Source organism: Micromonospora sp. ZG13 (genome assembly GCF_059359355.1).
In genome coordinates this window covers 70,841-89,133 of sequence record NZ_JCADBQ010000010.1, presented here as the reverse complement: position 1 = coordinate 89,133, position 18,293 = coordinate 70,841, and the positions used below count along the sequence as shown (strand labels likewise).

Here is an 18,293-nt window from a genome sequence, read left to right as displayed (position 1 = left end):
GGCGAGGGTCAGCCCGACCAGCACGCCGCTCAGCTCGTGGTCCATCAGCACCGAGCGGTTGCCGCTGTGCCAGTCCAGGGCCAGCAGCCCGTGGCCGCCCACCGGCTGCTCGGCGGCGAGGGTGTCCAGCAGCTCGTACGGGCTGAGCCCCCGGCGGCGCGCCTCGTCGGCGTAGTGGCCCGGCAGGGCGTTGCGGGCGTACCAGGCGAAGATGTCGCCGACCCCGCTCTGCCCCGCCTCGTAGCCCCACGCCCCGGCGGTGACGCCCCCGTCGACCACGCCGCAGACGCCGGGCACCTCGCGGTACGCCTCCGCGTTCATGATCAGGCAGGTGGAGGTGCCGAGTACCGCGAGCATCCGGCCGGGCTCGACCGCGCGGGCCGCCGCGGCGGTGACGTGCGCGTCGATGGCGCCGGCCGCGACGGCGGTCCCGGCCGGCAGCCCGGTCCACCGGGCGGCGTCGGCGGTCAGCCGGCCGGCCCGGGCACCCGCCGGTACGAGCGGGCCGTCGACGCGGGGTAGCAGCCCGTCGAGGCGGGGGTGCAGGGCGCGCAGGAACTCCGCCGACGGGTACCGCCCGTCCTGCCGTAGCCCCTTGTAGCCGGCGGCCGGGACGTTGCGGGTCTCCCGGCCGCAGAGCTGCCAGACCAGCCAGTCCGCGGCCTCGATGAACCGCTCCGCCCGCTCGAAGACGGCCGGGTCCTCCTGGAGCACCTCCAGCGCCTTCGCGAGCTGCCACTCGGCGGAGACCCGGCCGCCGTAGCGGGGCAGCCAGCGCTCGCCGCGCGCGGTGGCGACGTCGTTGATCCGGGCGGCCTGCCGCTGGGCCGCGTGGTGCTTCCACAGCTTCGGGTACGCGTGCGGCCGGCCGGCCAGGTCGGGCAGCTCGCAGAGCGGGGTGCCGTCGGCGAGGGTGGGCAGCATCGTGCAGGAGGTGGCGTCGACGCCGATGCCGCACACGTCCCCGGGCCGGACCCCGGCGGCGCGCAGTGCGGCGGGCACCGCGACGCGGAGCACCTCGCGGTGGTCGTCGGGGTGCTGCAACGCCCAGTCCGGCGGCAGCGGCGTCCCGTCGGGCAGCCGCTCGGTGATCACCCCGTGCCGGTACGGGTGGACGGCCTCGCCCCGTACGGTGCCGTCGGCCACGTCGACCACGACGGCCCGGCCGGAGAGGGTGCCGAAGTCGACCCCGACGACGTGCCGGGGTGGACCGGCCACGGGCTGTGCCACCGCTGCTCCTCCCGCCGCCACGCGCCGGGCGCCCGGGGTGGGCGGCCGGTCGGCAGCGCCACGAGACGCTACCGCTGTCGAGGGGCCGGACGACGTGGGGGCCGGGTGTGGTCGGGGACGCGGCCGCCCGCCCACCGGGAGCGGCCCCGCTGGCCCGTCAGCCGGGCCACGTGCAGCTTTCGCGGTGGCGGTCAGGCGATGGGCCGCTTCAGGTGGTAGCGGTGCACCTCGGTGCTGCCCTGGACGTTGTTGACGTCCTCGGCGGCGGAGACCAGCTCCCAGCCCTCCCGGCCGGCCCGGTTGAGGTGCGCGATCGCCGTGTCGCCGTACGCGGTGATGTCCCGGCGCGACCCGTCCGGGCCGTACCAGATGAAGCTGACGTGAAAGGCGCGGCCCTGCCCCTGATAACGGCGGACCAGCAACGCGTACTCCCAGGCGACCATGGCGTCCATTATGAGTGTCCACCCAGGACGACGAAACACGGGCCGTCGCGCTTTGCCATGCGGTGAACGCGGTGTGTCATCCCACCTCGGCGGTCCGGCGGGCCGTCTCGTCGGCGACCAGCGCGGCCAGCCGGTCCAGCCCGAGGTCGATCTCGTCCGGGGTCACGGCGCTGGCCGACAGCCGCAGCGCGTCGACGGGGGCGCCGTCGTCGTAGAAGTGCGCCATCGGCGTCCAGAGCACGCCGTACTCGCGGGCGGACCGGTGCAGCAGGGCGTCGTCGACGCCGAACGGCACGGTGAGCACGACGAAGAAGCCGCCGGCCGGGACGTTCCACCGCACCGGCGAGGTCCCCGCCGGGAAGCGCCGGGCCAGGCCGTCGAGCAGGTGGCGCAGGTTGCGACCGTACGCCGCCCGCTCCCGGACGGTGGCCGCCACCAGGCTGCACCCGTGCTCCAGCAGCGCCCCGCCGACCACCGCCTGGGCGATCGCCGACGTGTTCACCGTGACCATGCTCTTGATCTTGGCAAGCTGGTCGGCGAGGAGGCCCACCGTGCCGTCCGCGCCGGCGACGCGCTGGTCGGCGACCACGTAGCCCACGCGGGCGCCCGGCAGCACCGTCTTGGCGAAGGAGCCCAGGTAGACGACCCGCCGCGCGGTGTCCAGCGCCTTGAGGGTGGGCAGCCGCCCGGCGTCCGGGGCGGGGAAGAGACCGTACGGGTTGTCCTCCAGCAGCAGCAGGTCCTCCTCGGCGGCCAGGTCGAGCAGCCGCCGCCGGTCGGTCAGGCCGATGCTGGTGCCGGACGGGTTGGCGAAGTCCGGCATCACGTAGCAGGCGCGTGGGCGCAGCCCCGCCGCCCGGGCGACGCGTACCTGCTCGCGCAGGTCGGTCAGGTCGACGCCGGCCGGGCCGCCGGCCACCGGGCGCACCGGCAGGTCCAGCAGCCGGGCGGCGCCGGTCAGCCCCACGTACGTCGGTGCGACGGCGAGCAGCACGTCGCGCGGGTCGGCCCGCAGCGCCCGCAGCACCAGGAACATCGCCTCCTGGCAGCCGACGGTCACCACGATCGCCTCCGGGTCGACCGTGACGTCCTCGTCGACGGCGAGGTTGCGGGCGACGAGGTGGTGCACGATGCCCTTGGTGCGGCCGTACTGCAACAGCGTGCGGTGCACCTGCGCGGGGCTCTGCCCGAGATCGTCGGCCAGGTGCCGGCGGAACCTGTCCAGGTGCCGGTGCAGCGCCGCGACGTCGAGGAACTCCTCGTACGGCCGGCCGGCCGCCAGCGACACCGCGTCGGGGTAGTGCTGGGCCACCTCGTTGAGGAAGTTCATCGAGTTCAGCGCCGGATCGTCGACCGCCGGGTGCAGGTCGGCGACGCGCAGGTCCACCGTCTCCGTCACCGGTCAGCCCTCCCTGATCACGCGCAGCTCGCGGGCCGCCTCGGGGTCGGCGCAGCCGGCCAGCGCCAGGGCGTCGCGGAACTCGCCGGCCAGCAGCTCAAGCGCCGTGCGCGCCCCGGCCCCGCCGCCGGCGGCGAGCGCCCACAGCATGGGCCGGCCGACCAGCACCCCCCGCGCGCCGAGGGCCAGTGCGCGCAGCACGTCGAAGCCGTCGCGCACGCCGCTGTCCAGCAGCACCTCGCACCGGTCGGCCACCGCCGCCACCACCTCCGGCAGCACGGTCGCGGTGGCCGGTGCGCCGTCGAGCTGGCGGCCACCGTGGTTGGAGACCACCACGGCGTCCGCGCCGGCGGCCACCGCCAGCTCCGCGTCGCGCGGGTCCAGCACGCCCTTGACCACCAGTGGCAGGGCGGTACGGCCGCGCAGCCAGTCCAGGTCGGCCCACGTCAGCGCGGGTGCGAAGACCTCGCCGGTGTGTGCGGCGATGGCGGAGACGCCCGGGGTGGCGGTGTGCGCGAGGTCGTCGCGGCCGGCCGGCAGGTTGGCCGCCACGACGTGCGGCGGGATGGCGAACGCGTTGCGCACGTCGCGCCGCCGGGGGCCGAGGATCGGCACGTCCACGGTGACCGTCAGCGCCGTGCAGCCCGCCGCGTGCGCCCGGTCCAGCAGGTCGGCGACCAGAGCCCGGTCGCGCAGCCAGTACAGCTGAAACCAGACGCTCGCGCCGGTCCCGGCGATCTGCTCGATCGGCGCGCTGCTCAGGGTGCTGGCCACGTACGGCACGCCGGCCGCGCCCGCGGCGGCGGCCAGCCCCGGCTCCCCGTCGGGGTGCACCAGGCGCTGGTACGCCATCGGCGCCACCGCCACCGGCAGGGCGTACGATGTGCCGAGCAGCCGCGCCTCGGTGCGGGGCGTCTGCACGCCGCGCAGCACCCGGGGCAGCACGGCCACGCGGTCCAGCGCGCGGCGGTTGGCGGCGAGCGTGGTCTCGGCACCACTGCCGCCGTCGACGTAGTCCCACACGTCGGGCGGCAGCACTGCCCGGGCCGCTCCCGCGAAGTCGGCCAGGCTGGCCGGCGACGGCTCCGACTTCGGCGACACGCCCTCGACCATCACCGGTCTCCCTTCCCACCGGCACCGCCTCCGCTGGCGGCCGCCGCACTGCCGGCCCCCGCCGAAGCGGTCGCCGCGTCGAACCGGTCGCGCAGGAACGCGGCGGCCTGGTCCTGGGCACGCCGGCCGTCGTCGAACGCCCCCGGCATGGCGAAGAAGCCGTGGATCATGCCGGCATACCGGGTGAGGGTGGTCGGCACGCCGGCCTCGCGCAGCCGGTGCGCGTACCGCTCCCCCTCGTCGCGCAGCGGGTCGTGCTCGGCGGTGATCACCAGCGCCGGCGGCAGGCCGGCCAGGTCGGCGGCGAGCAGCGGTGACGCCAGCGGGTGCCGCGCGTCGGCGGGGTCGGCGAGGTAGTGGCCCCGGTACCAGGCGACCGAGCGGCGGTTGAACAGCAGCGGGTCCTCGGCGTCGCCCCCGGCGTCGGCGCTCTGGTCGGTGTTCGGGTACACCAGCAGTTGGGCGGCGAGCCGGGGCCCGCCGCGCTCGCGGGCCAGCAGGGTGACGGCGGCGGCGAGGTTGCCGCCGGCGCTGTCGCCGCCGACCGCCACGCGCAGCGGGTCGACGCCGAACTCCGCGGGGTTGTCGGCGATCCACCGGGTGGCCGCGTGGCAGTCGTGCACGGCGGCGGGGAAGGGATGCTCCGGGGCCAGCCGGTAGCCGACGGTGACCACCTGGCAGGGCACGGCGTTGGCCAGCCGTCGGCAGATGCCGTCGGCGGTGTCCACGCTACCGAGGGTCCACCCGCCGCCGAAGAAGTAGACCAGCGTGGGTAGCGGACCCTTCCCCGCCGGCCGGTGGACGCGCACCGGCAGGTCGCCGGCCGGGCCGGGCACGTGCGTGTCGCGTACCTCGTGCACCGGCTCGACCGCGCCGCCGCCGGCGCGGATCGCGGCGAGGTCGGCGGCGCGGGCCTCGGCCAGGCTCTGGGTGTACAGCGGCGGGGTGCCGGCCGCCTCGCGGACGGCCCGGTACGCCGCCACCTGCGGATGGATGCTCACGCGGGTCCTCCTCGGGTGTGTACGGCCAGCCTGTCGACGCCCCGCAGGAAGAGGCTGCCGCTGTACGTCGGCGCCTCGGCGACGGTGAGCCCGGGGAAGCGGGCCAGCAGCCTGGGCAGCGCGAGGCGACCCTCCAGGCGGGACACCGCCGCGCCGAGGCAGAAGTGCGGGCCGGCGCCGAACGCCAGCGACGGCGGTCCGCTCCGGCGCGGGTCGAAACGGTCCGGGTCGGGAAAGCGGGCCGGGTCGCGGTTGGCGGCGGCGAGGATCAGCAGGACGTTGCGGTCCCGCCCGACCGGCACCCCGCCGACCTCGCTGTCGTGGGGCGCGGCCCGGGCCAGGAAGTGCACGGGCGCCTCCAGCCGCAGGATCTCCTCGACCGCGCCCCGGGTCAACGCGTCGTCGCCGGGCAGCGCGGCGGCCACGTCGGGGTGGGCCAGCAGCAGCGGCAGCCCGTTGGAGAACATGTAGACGGTGGTGACGAAGGCGGCGTTGAACAGCACGATCAGGTTGCTCACCAGCTCGTCGACGGTCAGCTCCACGTCCCCGAAGTCGACCGCCTCGACCAGGGCGCTGATCAGGTCGTCACCGGGCCGGTGGCGCCGGTGGGCGATCAGGTCGGCGTAGAAGTCGCGCAGCTCGGCGGCGGCGGTGTTGGCGGCGGCGAGCCGCTGCGGGGTCGCGCCGGCCACGTCCAGGAACTCGTCGATCCGTTCCACCCGCTGCCGGTAGAAGTCCAGCTCCCCGGCGGGGATGCCGATGAACTCCGCCATCACCAGGGCCGGCAGCGGGTACGCGAACTCCGCGACGAAGTCGAGGCCGGCGTCGCCGGCGTCGGCCATCCGGTCGAGCAGCCCGTCGACGACCCGGTGCACGGTCGGCTCCAGCGCGGCGAGCCGGCGCGGGGTGAAGCTCCTCGCGAAGGCCGCCCGCATCCGGGTGTGCTCCGGCGGGTTGACGAACATCATCGAGGTCTGGAGGGTGCGCAGCACCTCCTGCTCCTGCCAGCCCGGCGGGGCCTGCTTGTACCACCGCGGGTCGCGCAGCACCTGGCTCACCAGGTCGTAGCCGACGGCGACGGCGGCGACCGAGCGGTGCTCCGCGCGCGCCGGCACCGGGCTGACCGGCCCCAGCGCGTGCAGGGCGGCGTAGCAGGGGTACGGATCCTGCCGACCCTCGTCGCTGTAGAGACGGGTCAGCAGCTGGGTGACGTCCACGTTCCTCCGGTCTCCCCCATCGACGGTGCCGCGGGCGGCGGGGGTCGCCCGCCGCCCGCGCCGGTGTCACAGGCCGAGCAGTCGCAGCGGTACGGCGTCCGCCAGCGCCTGGTTGCCGGCGTCGTTCGGGTGGATGTGGTCCCCCGAGTCGTACGCGGGCAGCAGCCGGCTCGGCTGCGCCGGATCGCGCAGCACCCGGTCGAAGTCGAGCAGCCCATCGAACTCGCCGCTGCCGCGCAGGTACGCGTTCACCGCCTGCCGGGTGGCCTCCTTCTCGGGCGTCCACACCCCCGGGTTGCCGTGCCCCTCGTACGGGGTCAGCGTCGACACGAGGCTGCGCAGGCCGCGCGCCTTCACCTGCTGGTTGATCTGCCGCAGCGAGGCGATGATCTGCTCGGCGGAGTCGCCCGACATCCAGACGTCGTTGATGCCGAGGTGGGTGATCACGGTCCGGGCGTCGGTCTGCGCGAAGACGTCCTCGTCGAGCCGGGCCAGGGCGTTCGGTCCGAGCTCGTGGTAGCCGGGGAAGCCGCCCGCCCCGGGCTCGGTGCCCTCGTGGTTGAGCCGGTTGCCGGCGAGGCTGAGGTTGAGCACGCCCGGGGTGCGGACGTCCGGGCGGGCGTCGATGAGCCGGTCGGCGAGCAGGTCGGGCCAGCGCTTGTTGGCGTTGACGGTGCTGCCGTTGCCGTCGGCGATGGAGTCGCCGAAGACCACCACCGAGCCGGGGCTGTGCCGCCGCTGCACGTCGATGCCGGACAGGAAGAACCAGCAGCAGTTCGGTCGGATCGTGAAACCGGCCCCGCCGGCGGCGGAGGTCAGGTCGGTGGCCCCGATGAAGTTCGTCTGCCGGGACTGGCCGTGGAAGGTCACCGGGCCGGTGGGGGTCGGGAAGTGCACCGTCAGCACCAGGTCCTGCTGGTCGCCGACGGGCAGCGCGACGGGGTCGCTGACCAGTTCGGCGCCCCGGTTCATGGTGGCCGAGGTGGCGCCGCCGAAGGTCAGCGTCCGCAGGGTCGAGGGGTCGATGTCGGACAGGTCGTCGGGGGTCGCGGTGTTCGGCTTCGCGACGGTGGCGCGGCCGACCCGAACGGCCTGCTCGCCGTAGGAGTTGCTGAGCCGGACCCGGAACCGCTCTCCGCCGACGGTGGTGTGCACGACCATCCGTACGCTCTGGTCGTTGAGGCCGTTGTTGGTCAGGCCGGTCGCGTTTCCCCTGGTGACCGCGGCGGCCCAGCTGCCCGCCCAGACCGTGCGCTGGTGGGACGCCTCGGTGTCGGCCGGGCCGGCGCTGGCCACCATCGCCGGGGTGCCGGCGACGAGCAGGGTGGCCGCGGACGCGATGACATGCCATCTCTTCGGGGTCGACATTGAACCTCCATCGTTGGCAGCCCAGGGCCATCCGCTGACGGCACCGCCTGGACGATGGTCCAGAAACCTAGCCGCCCCGTTTCACGACCGTCAATCAACCTGATCGACGCGATCAAATGTCCTCCGGTCCGCCCGGAGCGCCGTTCAGGCCCTGTCCGGTGACAGCCGGTGGTACCTACGCTCACGGACGGCGGCGGTGCGCCCGCCCGGCCGCCGCGCCGTGGCGGGCTGCCCGGCACACGGCCACACTTCTGCGGCGAGGGGGCTGTCGGATGACCGACCGACCGGAGCGACGGGCCGACTACGTGCACCGGGCGCTGGAGCTGTTCGCGGGCTTCGGCGACCGGGAGGCGCTGGTCGGAAACGGACGCCGGCTCAGCTACGCCGAGGCCGCCGCGCAGGTACGCGGGCTGGCCGCGGCACTGCTCGGGCACGGCGTACGGCCGGGGCAGGCGGTGCTGCTCGCGCTCGGCAACCCCGTGGAGGGGCCGCTGGTGCAGCTCGCCCTGCACCTGCTGGGCTGCCGGACGATGTGGATCGCCCCGGTCACGTCCCGCCGGGAGGTCGACGAGTTCGTCCGGCTGGCCCGCCCCGACACGTTCGTCTACGACGCCCGGGACCCGGCCGGCCTCGGGCCGGAGCTGGCGGCCGGGCTGCCCGGCGTACCCGTGCTCTGCCTCGGGCCGGGCGGCGCGGGCCCGGACCTCGTCGCCGCGGCCGCCGGCGCCCCGGCGGCCGACCTACCGGCCGAGGCGCCGGTGCCGGAGTCCTTCCTCCAGACCAGCGGCACCACCGGCACCCCGAAGCTGGTGCACCACCGGGAGAGCTTCTACACCCAGATCCTCGCCCTGGCCGCCGACTTCCGCGCCGCCGGCCACCCGCCGCTGCGGCACCTGTCGCACTCGCCGATGTGGCTGGCCAGCGGCCAGATCACCACGCTGTTCAACCTCTTCACCGGCGGGGTGCTGTTCCCGCGCGACGGCTGGGACGCGGCGCGGTTCATCGCCACCGTCGACCGGGAACGGATCAACTCCACCTTCGTCACCCCGCCGATGCTCTACGAGGTGCTCGACCACCCGGCCCTGGACGGCGCGGACTTCTCGGCCATGTTCATGTTCAACGTGGGCGCCGGGCCCGCCGCGCCCGCCCGGCTGCGTCAGGCGATCTCCCGCTTCGGGCCGGTGCTGCGCATCGTGTACGGCCTCAGCGAGGCCGTCGTGGTCACCGCCCTGCCGGGGCTGACCGACGACCCGGCGCACCCGCAGCGGCTGCGCTCCTGCGGGCGGCCCTACGGCGACGTACGCGTCGAGATCCGCGCCGACGACGGCACGGTGCTGCCGCCCGGCTCCGACGGCGAGGTGTGGGTGCACACCGACCTGCGCTTCGCCGGCTACCACGGCCAGCCCGAGCTGACCGCCGAGACGCTGGTCGACGGCTGGGTCCGCACCCGCGACGTCGGGCACCTCGACGCCGACGGCTACCTCTACCTCGTCGACCGGTTGCAGGACCGGATCCTCACCCGGCGGCGCAGCTGGCCGATCCACTCCCGCCCGATCGAGGACGCCCTGGCCGGGCACCCGCAGGTACGGGCGGCGGCGGTGATCGGCGTGCCCGACGAGGCGGCCGGCGAACTGCCGTACGCCTTCGTGGTGCCGGCGCCCGGCGCGACGGTGACCGCCCGGGAGCTGATCGACCTGGTGACCGCCGAGCTCAGCGACACCTGGGCGCCGGGCGGGGTGCAGTTCGTCGACCGGCTGCCGCTCAACCGCTCCGCCAAGGTGGACAAGCGCGCGCTGCGGGCCCGCCACGCCGAGGAGCACCCGTCCTCGGTCGAGCACCCGGAGGCGTCGATCGGCAGCCTGGCGTGACCCCCCGGCGGGAACTGACCGTCCTGGTCGCCGCCGACCTGATCTCCAACCTGGGCAGCCGCATCTCGGTGGTGGCCATCCCCTGGCTGGTGCTGGAGACCACCGGCAGCCCCGCGAAGATGGGCGCGGTGGCCGCCGCCGAGATGCTGCCCTACCTGCTCTCCAGCGCGCTGGGCACGCCGTGGGCGGACCGGATCGGGCTGCGCCGCGCGTCCATCCTGGCCGACGCCGGCAGCGCCGCCCTGATGGTGGCGGTTGCCCTCACCCCGTGGCTCGGCTTCGGCGCGCTGCTCGTCCTGGTGGCCCTGGTGGGCGCGCTGCGGGGCGTGGGCGACCGGGTCAAGCACGTGATGTTCCGTCCGGCCGCCGAGGCCGCCGGCGTACGGCTGCTCCGGCTGACCTCCGTCTACGACGGGCTGGGCCGGCTGGTCACCCTGCTCGGCGCGGGGCTGGGCGGGCTGCTCGTCTGGTGGTTCGGGGTGACGGGGGCGCTCCTCATCGACGCCGCCAGCTTCGCCGCGTGCGCCCTGCTCGTCGGCCTGCTGGTCCGGCCGCCGGCCGCACCGGCGGGACCGGCCGCACCGGAGGGCTACCTGCGCGCGCTCGCGGGCGGGTTCCGCCACCTGGGCCGCGACCGGATGCTGCTGACCATGCTGCTGGTGATCTCGGCGCTGAACATGGTGGTCAACGCGAGCGTCGCGGTCTACATCCCGCTCTGGGTGGCCGACGTGCTGCGCGGCCCCGCCGGGCTGGGCCTGGTCCTCGGCGCGTTCTCGGCGGGCGCGTTGCTGGGCAACCTGCTGTTCACGGCGTACGGTCCCCGGCTGCCCCCGTACCTGACCTTCGCGGTCGGCGCGGCGCTGGGCGGCGCCCCGCGGCTGCTGGTCCTGGCGCTGAGCGAGGAACTGGCGGTCGTGCTGGCGGTGACGTTCGCCTCCGGCATCGGCATCGCGGCGGTGAACCCGCTGCTGGGGGTGGCGATCTACGAGCGGGTGCCCGCCGCGTTGCAGACGCGGGTGATCGGGTTGGCCGGGTCGCTGGCGTTCGCCGGCCTGCCGCTGGGCGCGCTGCTGGGCGGCTGGTCGGTCACCGCGTTCGGCCTCGTCCCCGCCCTGCTGGTGATGGCGGCGTTCTGCCTCGTCGTCACCGTACTGCCGATGCTGCCCGGTCTGCGTCCAACGCAATCGCCCGACGGACGGATCCCGAAATCCCCCGATCCCAGCGCCGCCTGCACGGACGTCACCGGGTCTCGGCGTCACCCACGCCGAGACGCCGCCAGCACACCGGCTGTGCATGACCCGAGGGGACCCGGGTAACCGGATGATCGAGGCTGCGCTGGCGCCGCCAGGCGCGACGCCACCAACGCGAGGGCATCCGGCCCCGTCTGCCGGGGCTGTCCGTGAGCGGGAAGGTCAGGTCCTCGGGACAGGGATCTGACCCTGACACGTGAGGGCTGACGAGATGCGCATTCCCCGGGGGATGATCGACGATCTCCGTCTGGGTATCGTTGCGCCGCCGGCGACCGAGGAGCCCGCAGAGGCTGACCGGATGGCAGGCCGGCTGGCTCTGCGACGGGCCAGATATGAGGATCTCCCTGCGATGGCCCGCGCCCACGTCGAGTTGCTTCCGATGGGGCTCTTTCCAGCGCTTGGTGCCCGCTTCGTCCGCCGTTGGCAGCGCACCTACCTGAACTCCCCGTACGGGGTGGGCGCAGTCGTTGTCCGCACTGCCGCCCGGCAGGAGGAGATCGTCGCATTTGTGCTGGGTGCCAGTGACCACGCCGCCTACACCGCCGAGCTGGCAAGGGACCGGCGCGTGGCGGCGTCTCTCGCCCTCGCCGCTCTCGGCGCGCTGATTGTCCGGCCCGCTGTTGCCGTCCGTGTCCTGCGGACGCGGGTCCGGCCGTTGGCCCGGCGGGTGCTGCGCCGGCGGGCGGTCGCGGCGACACCGGAGCGAAACGGGTCGGTGGTGACTCCACACGTGGCAGTCATGACTGCGCTGGCGGTGCGACCCGATTCGCGCATGAGCGGCATCGGGGTGGTGCTGGCCGCTCATTTCGTCGACATGGCCCGAGACGCCGGCGCGATGTGGGTCGAGGCGCAGACGTCGATCGGGCCCCTGGGGGCGACAGGGTTCTACGAGCGGTTGGGTTGGGAGGCGGGAGCTGATCGGCCGACGCCCGACGGTGACAGCGTGCGCACGTACCGCCTCCGTCTTGCTGACGCGCGTTGAACCTTCGCCCGGCCGTGGCCGACGACCAGCCGCCGCTGACGCTCAGTGCGACGGGCAGTCCACGAACTGCGGCCGGCCGCCGGACCTGGGATCATCGCCTAACTGGCCAGCCGACGTGTCGATCACGTTCGCTGCCGGGCCAGGTCCGTCAACATCGCGGTCGCCGGCCCGCACACCGCCACCTGCACCATGCCGCCGTGGTGCCTGAGGCACACCCGGCCGGGGCGGGCTCGGCCGAGCGTCGCGGTCCCTGACCGACCGCACCGTCTCCACTGCCCTCACGGCTCACCCGGGTCGGACGACGGACCCTGTTCCGGGCGCCGGGGGTGGGCTAGCGTGCCGGCATGCCATCGACGTTGACCGAATCGACGGATCCGTGGTGCCTGCGCGACGGCGAGAGCGCGGCGCTGCTGCGCGGGCACCCGTGGCATCGTTTCGCGGTGCTCGGCGACAGCGTGGCCGAGGGGCTCTGCGAGCCCGTCGACGGCTATCCCGACGTGCAGTGGGCCGACCGGATCGCCGCCGAGCTGCGGGCCGTCCGGCCGGAGTTGGCGTACCTCAACCTGGGCCTGCGGGGGCTGCGGGCGCACGAGGTGCGCGCCACCCAGCTCGCCCCGGCGCTGGCGTTCCGCCCCGACCTGGCGCTGGTGGTCTGCGGCGGCAACGACGCCTTCAGCCGCAGGTACGACGCCGACGCGGTCGACGCGGAGCTGACCGCGATGATCGAGGCGCTGCGCGCCGCCGGGGCTGACGTCATCACCGTCGGCATGTTCGACGTCTCGCTCAGCCCCGCCGTGCCCGAGCGGCACCGGGCCGACCTGGGCGCGCGGATGCGCCGGCTCTCCGCACGCACGCAGGCCCTCGCCGAGCAACTCGGCACCCTGCACGTGCGGCTCACCGACCATCCGCTCGTCGCCGAGGCGTCGATGTACAGCAGCGACGGCCGGCACGGCAGCGCCCGCAGCGACGCGGTGGCCGCCGCCGAGACGGTCCGCCGCCTCGGCGCCCACCTGGCGAGCCTCCGCCCGAGCTGACCCCGCCCACCACAGCCCGGCGTGTCAGACGGGCTCGCTGGCTGACTCCCTGGCCGCCGTCGCAGCGGTGCGCCGGATCATGCGGGCGGTGACCCTGCGGTAGGCGCGCGGGTCGACCGGTGGCGGGTTCGTAACCCCGGCGACGGCGACGGCTCAGGCGAGCTGGTCCAACGTCCGGGTGATGTTGTGCTCGACGATGGCGAGCATGCCGGCCCGGTCCGGGAAGTCGCCGTCGAGCAGGCGCAGCGGACCCGCCACCAGGGACAGGTACGTCGCGAGCCGGTAGAGGCGCAGCCGGTTCCCGTCGAGACCGTCCACGGCCAGCGCCGGATAGGCGTCGCCGAAGCGCAGTTCGAGGAAGGCGTGCTCCCACTCCACGTCGAGGAACACCGCGCCCTCGATGTCCACGAGCACCGGGCGGTCCCGCTCGTCGACGAGCACGTGGTCCGGGCCGAGTTCGCCGTGGATCAGGCCGTACCGGGAGCGGGGTGCCACGGCGGCGCACCGCTCGGCCAGGGCGTCGGCGAGCCGGTCCCGCACGTCGGCGATCCGCTCCACCCGGGCGGCGGCCTCGGTCAGGTCCCGCAGCGCCCGGTCGAGGATGATCCGCTCCACCGGCCGCCCGGGCGTCGGCCCGTCGAGGCCCGGCCGGCCGTACCGGTCGCGACGGCGGGCGTGCATGCTCCGGACGGCGTCGCCGAGCCGGGCCAGCACCACCTCGGCCCGTCGCGGGTCGCGCCGGCGCAGGTCCTGCAGAGTGCCGCCCCGGACGTCCTGCACCACCGCCACCTCGCCGGGCAGCAGGCCCGCGGTGGGGGCGAGCAGCAGCGGGGGCATCCGCACCCCGGCGGCGGTGAACTCGCGGTGCGCCGCCTCGAACAGCCCCGCCCCGGTGGCGTGCCCGAACGGGTCGTCGCGTTCCGGTGCCGCCCGCACCGGCCAGTAGTCCTCCGCCGGATGCCACACGTAGGCGATGCCGGTAGACCCGTCGTCGAGGGTCAGCCGGTAGACGCCCTTCTTCGTGCCGCCGGCCAACCGCTCGGCCGACACCAGCGCCCGCCCGCCCCCGAACGCCGCCTGCGCCACCGCCCGCAGCTCCCCAACCGTCAACCCCACCCGCGCCCCACCCACCCGAAGATCCTGCCGGACCGAACCCGCCCTCGCCCGCCCGCCTGATCGCGGATCGTGCAGTCGTGGTGCCTGGCTCACCCTGTCTTCTCCGATCTGGACTCCACCACACCTGCATCATCGACGCGTCAGAGGGTCGGAGGCGCGGGAGGAGCGGCCGTGTCAGGGGGTCACCAGGAGGCCGGAGAGGAGGACGCCGCGGGCCAGGTTGAGGACGCCGTCGCAGCCCGGGAAGCCCGTACGGATGCAGGCGCCGGCGGGCCGGCGGCCGAACAGGTACGGGGCGATGCTGTACGGCACCTCGGCGGCGACCGTCTCGCCGGTGCCGACGTGCACGAAGTCCAGCGGGACGTCGTCGGCCTTCACGTACTCCTGGAGGATGAAGCCGCCCCGCCCGACGGCGCGGGTGAGGCCGTCGCGCCACGCGTCGGCGTCGGTCTCCCGGCCGATCAGCACGTCCACCCCGGCGGAGCCGTCGGCGGGCTTCGCCACCAGGTCGGCCTGGCCGGCCACCGCCCGGTCGAGCAGTTGCGCCGTCAGCGTCCAGGTACGCGGCACGTACCGGTGCACCAGGTCGCGGTCCGCCGCCGGCAGCGTGTCGGCGTCCTCCCACAGCCAGGCGAAGGCGCGCTTGTTGGCGACCAGCCAGGCCGCCGCCGACACCCACATCGGCGCCGTGCCCGCCGCCAGCGCCGCCGCCAGGGCGTCCACGCCGGCGCTCGGGGTGACCCGGTTGGGCACGAACAGCCGGAACACCCCGTCGACCGGCGCGCCGCCGGCGACCAGCCGCTTGCGGTCGTCGAGGCTCACCTGGGAGACCGGCGCGACGACCAGGTCCATGCCGCACGCGGCGGCCCGCTCGACCACCGGCGACAGCAGCCGGATGAAGCGCTGCGGGTCGTCGAGCCCCGGGTACTCGGCGTCGAAGTCGATCAGCATGGCGACCCGGGCGCCCTCGGGCAGGCCGAGGTCGGCGCGGATCGCGGCGAACCGCTGGTCCACCGCCGAGGGTGCCGCCGACAACCGGACCCGGTCGGTGAGGCCGCGCCGCCGGTAGACGTCGACGAAGCGGCGCACCGTGGTGTCCGCGTCGAACGCCCCGCCGAGGCTGCTGTCGATGTTGTACTCGACGAAGCGCGGCACCCCGTCGCAGAGCAGCACGTCGGGGCGGAACGCGGCCAGCAGCGCCTCGGTCAGCGGCTCGTCGTCGTCGAGCAGCCGGGTCTCGCCGTCGGGCACGCTCAGCAGCCGGCGCAGCTCCCCCGCCGTGGCGGCCCGCCGCCGGCACGCCTCGAAGATGAGCTGGGCGAGCCGGTCGGAGACGGCGTTGAGCACCCCCAGCGACGTCTCGTCCATCACCGGCGGCCGGGCCAGGCGCCACCGCTCGTTGTACGTGGCCCGGCCGTCGAAGACCTCGCGCCACGCCCCTGCCCCGGCGGCCACCATGTCGGCGCGCACCGGCGCGGGCAGGTCGAGCCACGCGCGCGCGGCGGAGGGCCAGCGGTAGTCGGCGTGCTCCATTCATCCCTCCTTCATGACGTGCCCGATGGCGGCCCGCAGCTGCTCGCGGCTGGGCTGCACGGCCCGGTCGAGCGCCGGGGCGAACGGCAGCACCGCGCCGTCGGGGCGGGTGACGCGGCGCGGCGGGGCGACCAGCCGCACCCGCTCGACCATCGTCGCGATGATCTCGGCGGCCATGCCGCAGGAGCGGTTGGCGTCGTCCACCACCACCAGCCGCCCGGTGCGCGCCACCGAATCGGCGAGCGCGTCCCAGTCGAACGGGTACAGCGTGCGCGGGTCGAACACCTCCACCGACACCTGGTCGGCCAGTTCCTCGGCGACAGCGAGGGCGTCGTGCACCAGGTGCCCGACCGCGACCACGGTCACGTCGTCGCCGCGCCGGTGCACCCGGGCCCGGCCCAGCGGCACCGGGGCCAGCGCGGCGAGGTCGACGTCGGCGCGCACGTCCATCGCCCCGGCGGGGGCGAAGACCACCACCGGGTCGTCGCACCGCACCGCCGACACCAGCAGGCCGTACGCGTCGGCCGGCGTGGCCGGCACGACCGTGGTCACCCCGACGTGGGCGAAGAGGCTGTACGGGTGGTCGGAGTGCTGCCCCGCCCAGCCCGTACGGGAGCCGGAGCCGGGCACCAGGTAGGTGACGGGAACCGCGCATTGCCCCCCGCTCATCAGCGGGAACTTGTGCGCGTGGTTGACGATCTGCTCGAACACCAGGAACAGCAGCGACGGGATCTGGAACTCGACCACGGGCCGCATCCCGGCCAGGGCCGCGCCCGTGGCGAAGCTCGTGAACGCCTGCTCCGACAGCGGGGTGTCGCGTACCCGCTGCGGACCGAACCGGGAGAACAGCCCGGCCGTGACGGCCGAGGCGGCCACCCGGATGTCCTCGCCGAGCAGGAACACCGACTCGTCGCGGGCCAGCTCGTCGGCCAGGGCCCGGGTGAGCGCCCTGCGGTAGGACAGTCGGGGCATCTACCCACCTCCGGTGCGCGCGGTCAGGCCGCTGGCGTACAGGTACGCGAGGGCGTCGGCCGGGTCCGGCTCGGCGCCGGCGAGCGCGAACTCCACGGCCCGCGCCAACACCGCCTCCACCTCGGCGTCGACGTCGGCGCGTACGGCGGCGGGCAGCCGGTCGCCCTGGATGTGCACCGGGTCGCGGGAGCGGCCCCGGGCCACCTCGTCGGGCGGGCGGTAGTCGAGGCGTACCGCGTGCTCGAAGGTGTGGTGGGCGTCGAAGCGGTAGGTGCGGGCCTCGATCAGTTCGGGGCCGCCGCCGGCGCGCATCCGGTCGACGGCGGCGGTTGCGGCGTCGCGTACCGCCTCGGGGTCCTGGCCGTCGACGACGGCGGCCGGGATGCCGAAGGCGGCGGCGCGGCCGGTGATGCTGCCGGCGACCGCGCCCGCGACGGGCATGGTGGTGGCGTAGCCGTTGTTCTCGCAGACGAACAGCACCGGCACCCGCCACAGCGCGGCCAGGTTGAACGCCTCCAGCAGCATCCCCTCGTTGACCGCGCCGTCGCCGAAGAAGCTCACCCCGACGGTGTCGTCGCCGCGCCGGCGCCGCGCCCACACCGCGCCGGTGACGATCGCCCCGGACGCGCCGACGATGGCGTTCGCGCCGAGTACGCCGACGCCGAAGTCGGCGGCGTGCATGGAGCCGCCCCGGCCGGCGTTGAGGCCGGTGACCCGGCCGCACAGCTCGGCGAGCATCCGGGCCGGGTCGGCGCCCTTGGCGAGCACGTGCCCGTGCCCCCGGTGGGTGCCGGCGACCACGTCGTCGGCGCCCAGGGCGGCGCACACCCCGGCGGCGATCCCCTCCTGCCCGAGGTACGGGTGGATGCCGCCGACGACGTGCCCGGAGCGGACCAGCTCGATGGCCCGCTCCTCGAACCGGCGGATCAGGCGGACCGTCCGGTAGAGCCGGACCGGGTCGGTGCCCGTCACCGGTCGCGCCCCTCCTTGACGGCGGCGAGGATGTCGTCCCAGAGCCGGGCGCGGGCGGCGAGCGCGGTGTTGACGGTGTCCGCGCACTCCTGCCACCTGGCGTCGTCGTCGCCGCACAGGTCGGCGAGCATCTGCATCGCCATCGGGGTGTGCTGCTCGCCGTCGACCTCGATGTGCCGCTCCAGGTAGTCGACGAACGTGTGCAGCCGCCGGCTGCGCTCGTTGACGGCCACGACCTGGGTGAACATGTCGGGGATCAGGTCCTCGCGACCGAAGGCGAACGCGGCGGCCTGGCAGTGCACCGGGGTGGTCTCGATGATCCGCCAGGTGGTGCCGGCGAACGCCGCCGACGGCGCGGGTACGCCCGCCGCCACCAGCGACTCGGCCACCGGCCGGCCCGATCGCAGCAGCTCGACCAGCCGGTCGACGGCGGTGGTGTCGGCGCCGGCCTCCCGCATCCCCCGCACGTACAGCTCGAAGTGGCTGATGTGCCCGTCGCCCAGCTCGTCGCTCTCCTCCACCATCACGATGTCGTTGATCAGCCGGCGGCTGCCCGTCGGGCCGGTGGGGATCCACGGCACCGTGACGCAGGTGAGCTGCCGCTGCAACGACTTCAGCAGGGACATGAAGTCCCAGACGGCGAAGACGTGGTGCTCCATGAAGGTGACCAGCGCCTCGTGGGTGTCGAGGGCGGCGTAGAGGGGGTGCCGCACGACCGCCTCGCGGCGTTCGCTCACCGCCTTCTCCAGCCGCTCGATCCCCGGGTGGGTCCTTCCCCAGTCGTACCGTGACATG

At 74.9% G+C, this 18,293-nt stretch carries 15 protein-coding genes and 1 pseudogene; 4 read left to right on the top strand and 12 right to left on the bottom strand.

What is annotated here, in order from left to right; genetic code table 11:
• Nucleotides 1-51 precede the first annotated feature (51 nt).
• The 7 genes and pseudogenes from AC5L34_RS20610 to AC5L34_RS20580 all read right to left on the bottom strand — a co-directional run.
• Nucleotides 52-1,146: pseudogene (locus AC5L34_RS20610) on the bottom strand (ribulokinase); the annotation flags it as partial.
• A gap of 275 nt (nt 1,147-1,421) precedes the next feature.
• A complete protein-coding gene (locus tag AC5L34_RS20605; protein ID WP_350821249.1) occupies nt 1,422-1,682 on the bottom strand; it encodes a hypothetical protein in 261 nt (86 codons plus the stop codon).
• Between the two features lie 67 nt (nt 1,683-1,749).
• Nucleotides 1,750-3,072, bottom strand: a complete 1,323-nt coding sequence (locus tag AC5L34_RS20600) for an aminotransferase-like domain-containing protein (protein ID WP_494826491.1) — start codon at nt 3,070-3,072, stop codon at nt 1,750-1,752.
• A gap of 3 nt (nt 3,073-3,075) precedes the next feature.
• Nucleotides 3,076-4,185, bottom strand: a complete 1,110-nt coding sequence (locus AC5L34_RS20595) for an alpha-hydroxy acid oxidase (RefSeq protein WP_350821247.1) — start codon at nt 4,183-4,185, stop codon at nt 3,076-3,078.
• Nucleotides 4,185-5,186, bottom strand: coding sequence for a LipP1 family hormone-sensitive lipase (lipP1, locus tag AC5L34_RS20590; protein WP_494826489.1), 1,002 nt, complete (start codon nt 5,184-5,186; stop codon nt 4,185-4,187). The genes AC5L34_RS20595 and lipP1 overlap by 1 nt, the downstream gene beginning before the upstream one ends.
• Nucleotides 5,183-6,403, bottom strand: a complete 1,221-nt coding sequence (locus AC5L34_RS20585) for a cytochrome P450 (RefSeq protein WP_494826487.1) — start codon at nt 6,401-6,403, stop codon at nt 5,183-5,185. The genes lipP1 and AC5L34_RS20585 overlap by 4 nt, the downstream gene beginning before the upstream one ends.
• A gap of 66 nt (nt 6,404-6,469) precedes the next feature.
• Entirely contained in the window at nt 6,470-7,744 is a 1,275-nt protein-coding gene (locus tag AC5L34_RS20580; protein WP_441176691.1) for an SGNH/GDSL hydrolase family protein, read from the bottom strand.
• A gap of 299 nt (nt 7,745-8,043) precedes the next feature.
• Here AC5L34_RS20580 and AC5L34_RS20575 point away from each other — a divergent pair, with 299 nt between their 5' ends.
• From AC5L34_RS20575 to AC5L34_RS20560, 4 genes are all read left to right on the top strand, one after another.
• Nucleotides 8,044-9,639, top strand: a complete 1,596-nt coding sequence (locus AC5L34_RS20575; protein ID WP_494826485.1) for a class I adenylate-forming enzyme family protein — start codon at nt 8,044-8,046, stop codon at nt 9,637-9,639.
• Nucleotides 9,636-10,955 (top strand): MFS transporter, encoded by a 1,320-nt coding sequence (locus AC5L34_RS20570; protein WP_494826483.1) that lies wholly within the window; start codon nt 9,636-9,638, stop codon nt 10,953-10,955. Before AC5L34_RS20575 ends, AC5L34_RS20570 begins: the two co-directional genes overlap by 4 nt.
• A 130-nt stretch (nt 10,956-11,085) precedes the next feature.
• Nucleotides 11,086-11,871 carry a GNAT family N-acetyltransferase gene (locus tag AC5L34_RS20565; RefSeq protein WP_494826481.1) on the top strand — a complete coding sequence of 262 codons (786 nt, stop codon included), beginning with the start codon at nt 11,086-11,088 and terminating at the stop codon, nt 11,869-11,871.
• A gap of 344 nt (nt 11,872-12,215) precedes the next feature.
• Nucleotides 12,216-12,905, top strand: coding sequence for an SGNH/GDSL hydrolase family protein (locus AC5L34_RS20560; RefSeq protein ID WP_494826479.1), 690 nt, complete (start codon nt 12,216-12,218; stop codon nt 12,903-12,905).
• Between the two features lie 153 nt (nt 12,906-13,058).
• On the opposite strand, the gene AC5L34_RS20555 is transcribed toward AC5L34_RS20560, so the two are convergent.
• From AC5L34_RS20555 to AC5L34_RS20535, 5 genes are all read right to left on the bottom strand, one after another.
• The gene (locus AC5L34_RS20555) at nt 13,059-14,021 is read right to left on the bottom strand and encodes a phosphotransferase family protein (protein WP_494826477.1); all 963 of its coding nucleotides are present in this window, start codon (nt 14,019-14,021) and stop codon (nt 13,059-13,061) included.
• Nucleotides 14,022-14,195: 174 nt separating this feature from the next.
• Nucleotides 14,196-15,554, bottom strand: a complete 1,359-nt coding sequence (locus AC5L34_RS20550) for an ATP-grasp domain-containing protein (protein WP_494826475.1) — start codon at nt 15,552-15,554, stop codon at nt 14,196-14,198.
• Entirely contained in the window at nt 15,555-16,526 is a 972-nt protein-coding gene (locus tag AC5L34_RS20545; RefSeq protein ID WP_441176618.1) for an alpha-ketoacid dehydrogenase subunit beta, read from the bottom strand.
• On the bottom strand, nt 16,527-17,498 hold the full coding sequence (locus AC5L34_RS20540; protein ID WP_494826473.1) for a thiamine pyrophosphate-dependent dehydrogenase E1 component subunit alpha: 972 nt from the start codon (nt 17,496-17,498) through the stop codon (nt 16,527-16,529).
• Nucleotides 17,495-18,292, bottom strand: a complete 798-nt coding sequence (locus tag AC5L34_RS20535) for a DUF3050 domain-containing protein (protein WP_441176620.1) — start codon at nt 18,290-18,292, stop codon at nt 17,495-17,497. The genes AC5L34_RS20540 and AC5L34_RS20535 overlap by 4 nt, the downstream gene beginning before the upstream one ends.
• Nucleotide 18,293: the final 1 nt, after the last annotated feature.

Excerpts from the sequence above, each read along its gene's own strand:
- AC5L34_RS20550 (WP_494826475.1), bottom strand. The coding sequence starts at position 15,554 with ATGGAGCACGCCGACTACCGCTGGCCCTCCGCCGCGCGCGCGTGGCTC.
- AC5L34_RS20535 (WP_441176620.1), bottom strand. The coding sequence starts at position 18,292 with ATGTCACGGTACGACTGGGGAAGGACCCACCCGGGGATCGAGCGGCTG.
- AC5L34_RS20560 (WP_494826479.1), top strand. The coding sequence starts at position 12,216 with ATGCCATCGACGTTGACCGAATCGACGGATCCGTGGTGCCTGCGCGAC.
- AC5L34_RS20605 (WP_350821249.1), bottom strand. The coding sequence starts at position 1,682 with ATGGACGCCATGGTCGCCTGGGAGTACGCGTTGCTGGTCCGCCGTTAT.
- AC5L34_RS20545 (WP_441176618.1), bottom strand. The coding sequence starts at position 16,526 with ATGCCCCGACTGTCCTACCGCAGGGCGCTCACCCGGGCCCTGGCCGAC.
- AC5L34_RS20595 (WP_350821247.1), bottom strand. The coding sequence starts at position 4,185 with ATGGTCGAGGGCGTGTCGCCGAAGTCGGAGCCGTCGCCGGCCAGCCTG.
- AC5L34_RS20575 (WP_494826485.1), top strand. The coding sequence starts at position 8,044 with ATGACCGACCGACCGGAGCGACGGGCCGACTACGTGCACCGGGCGCTG.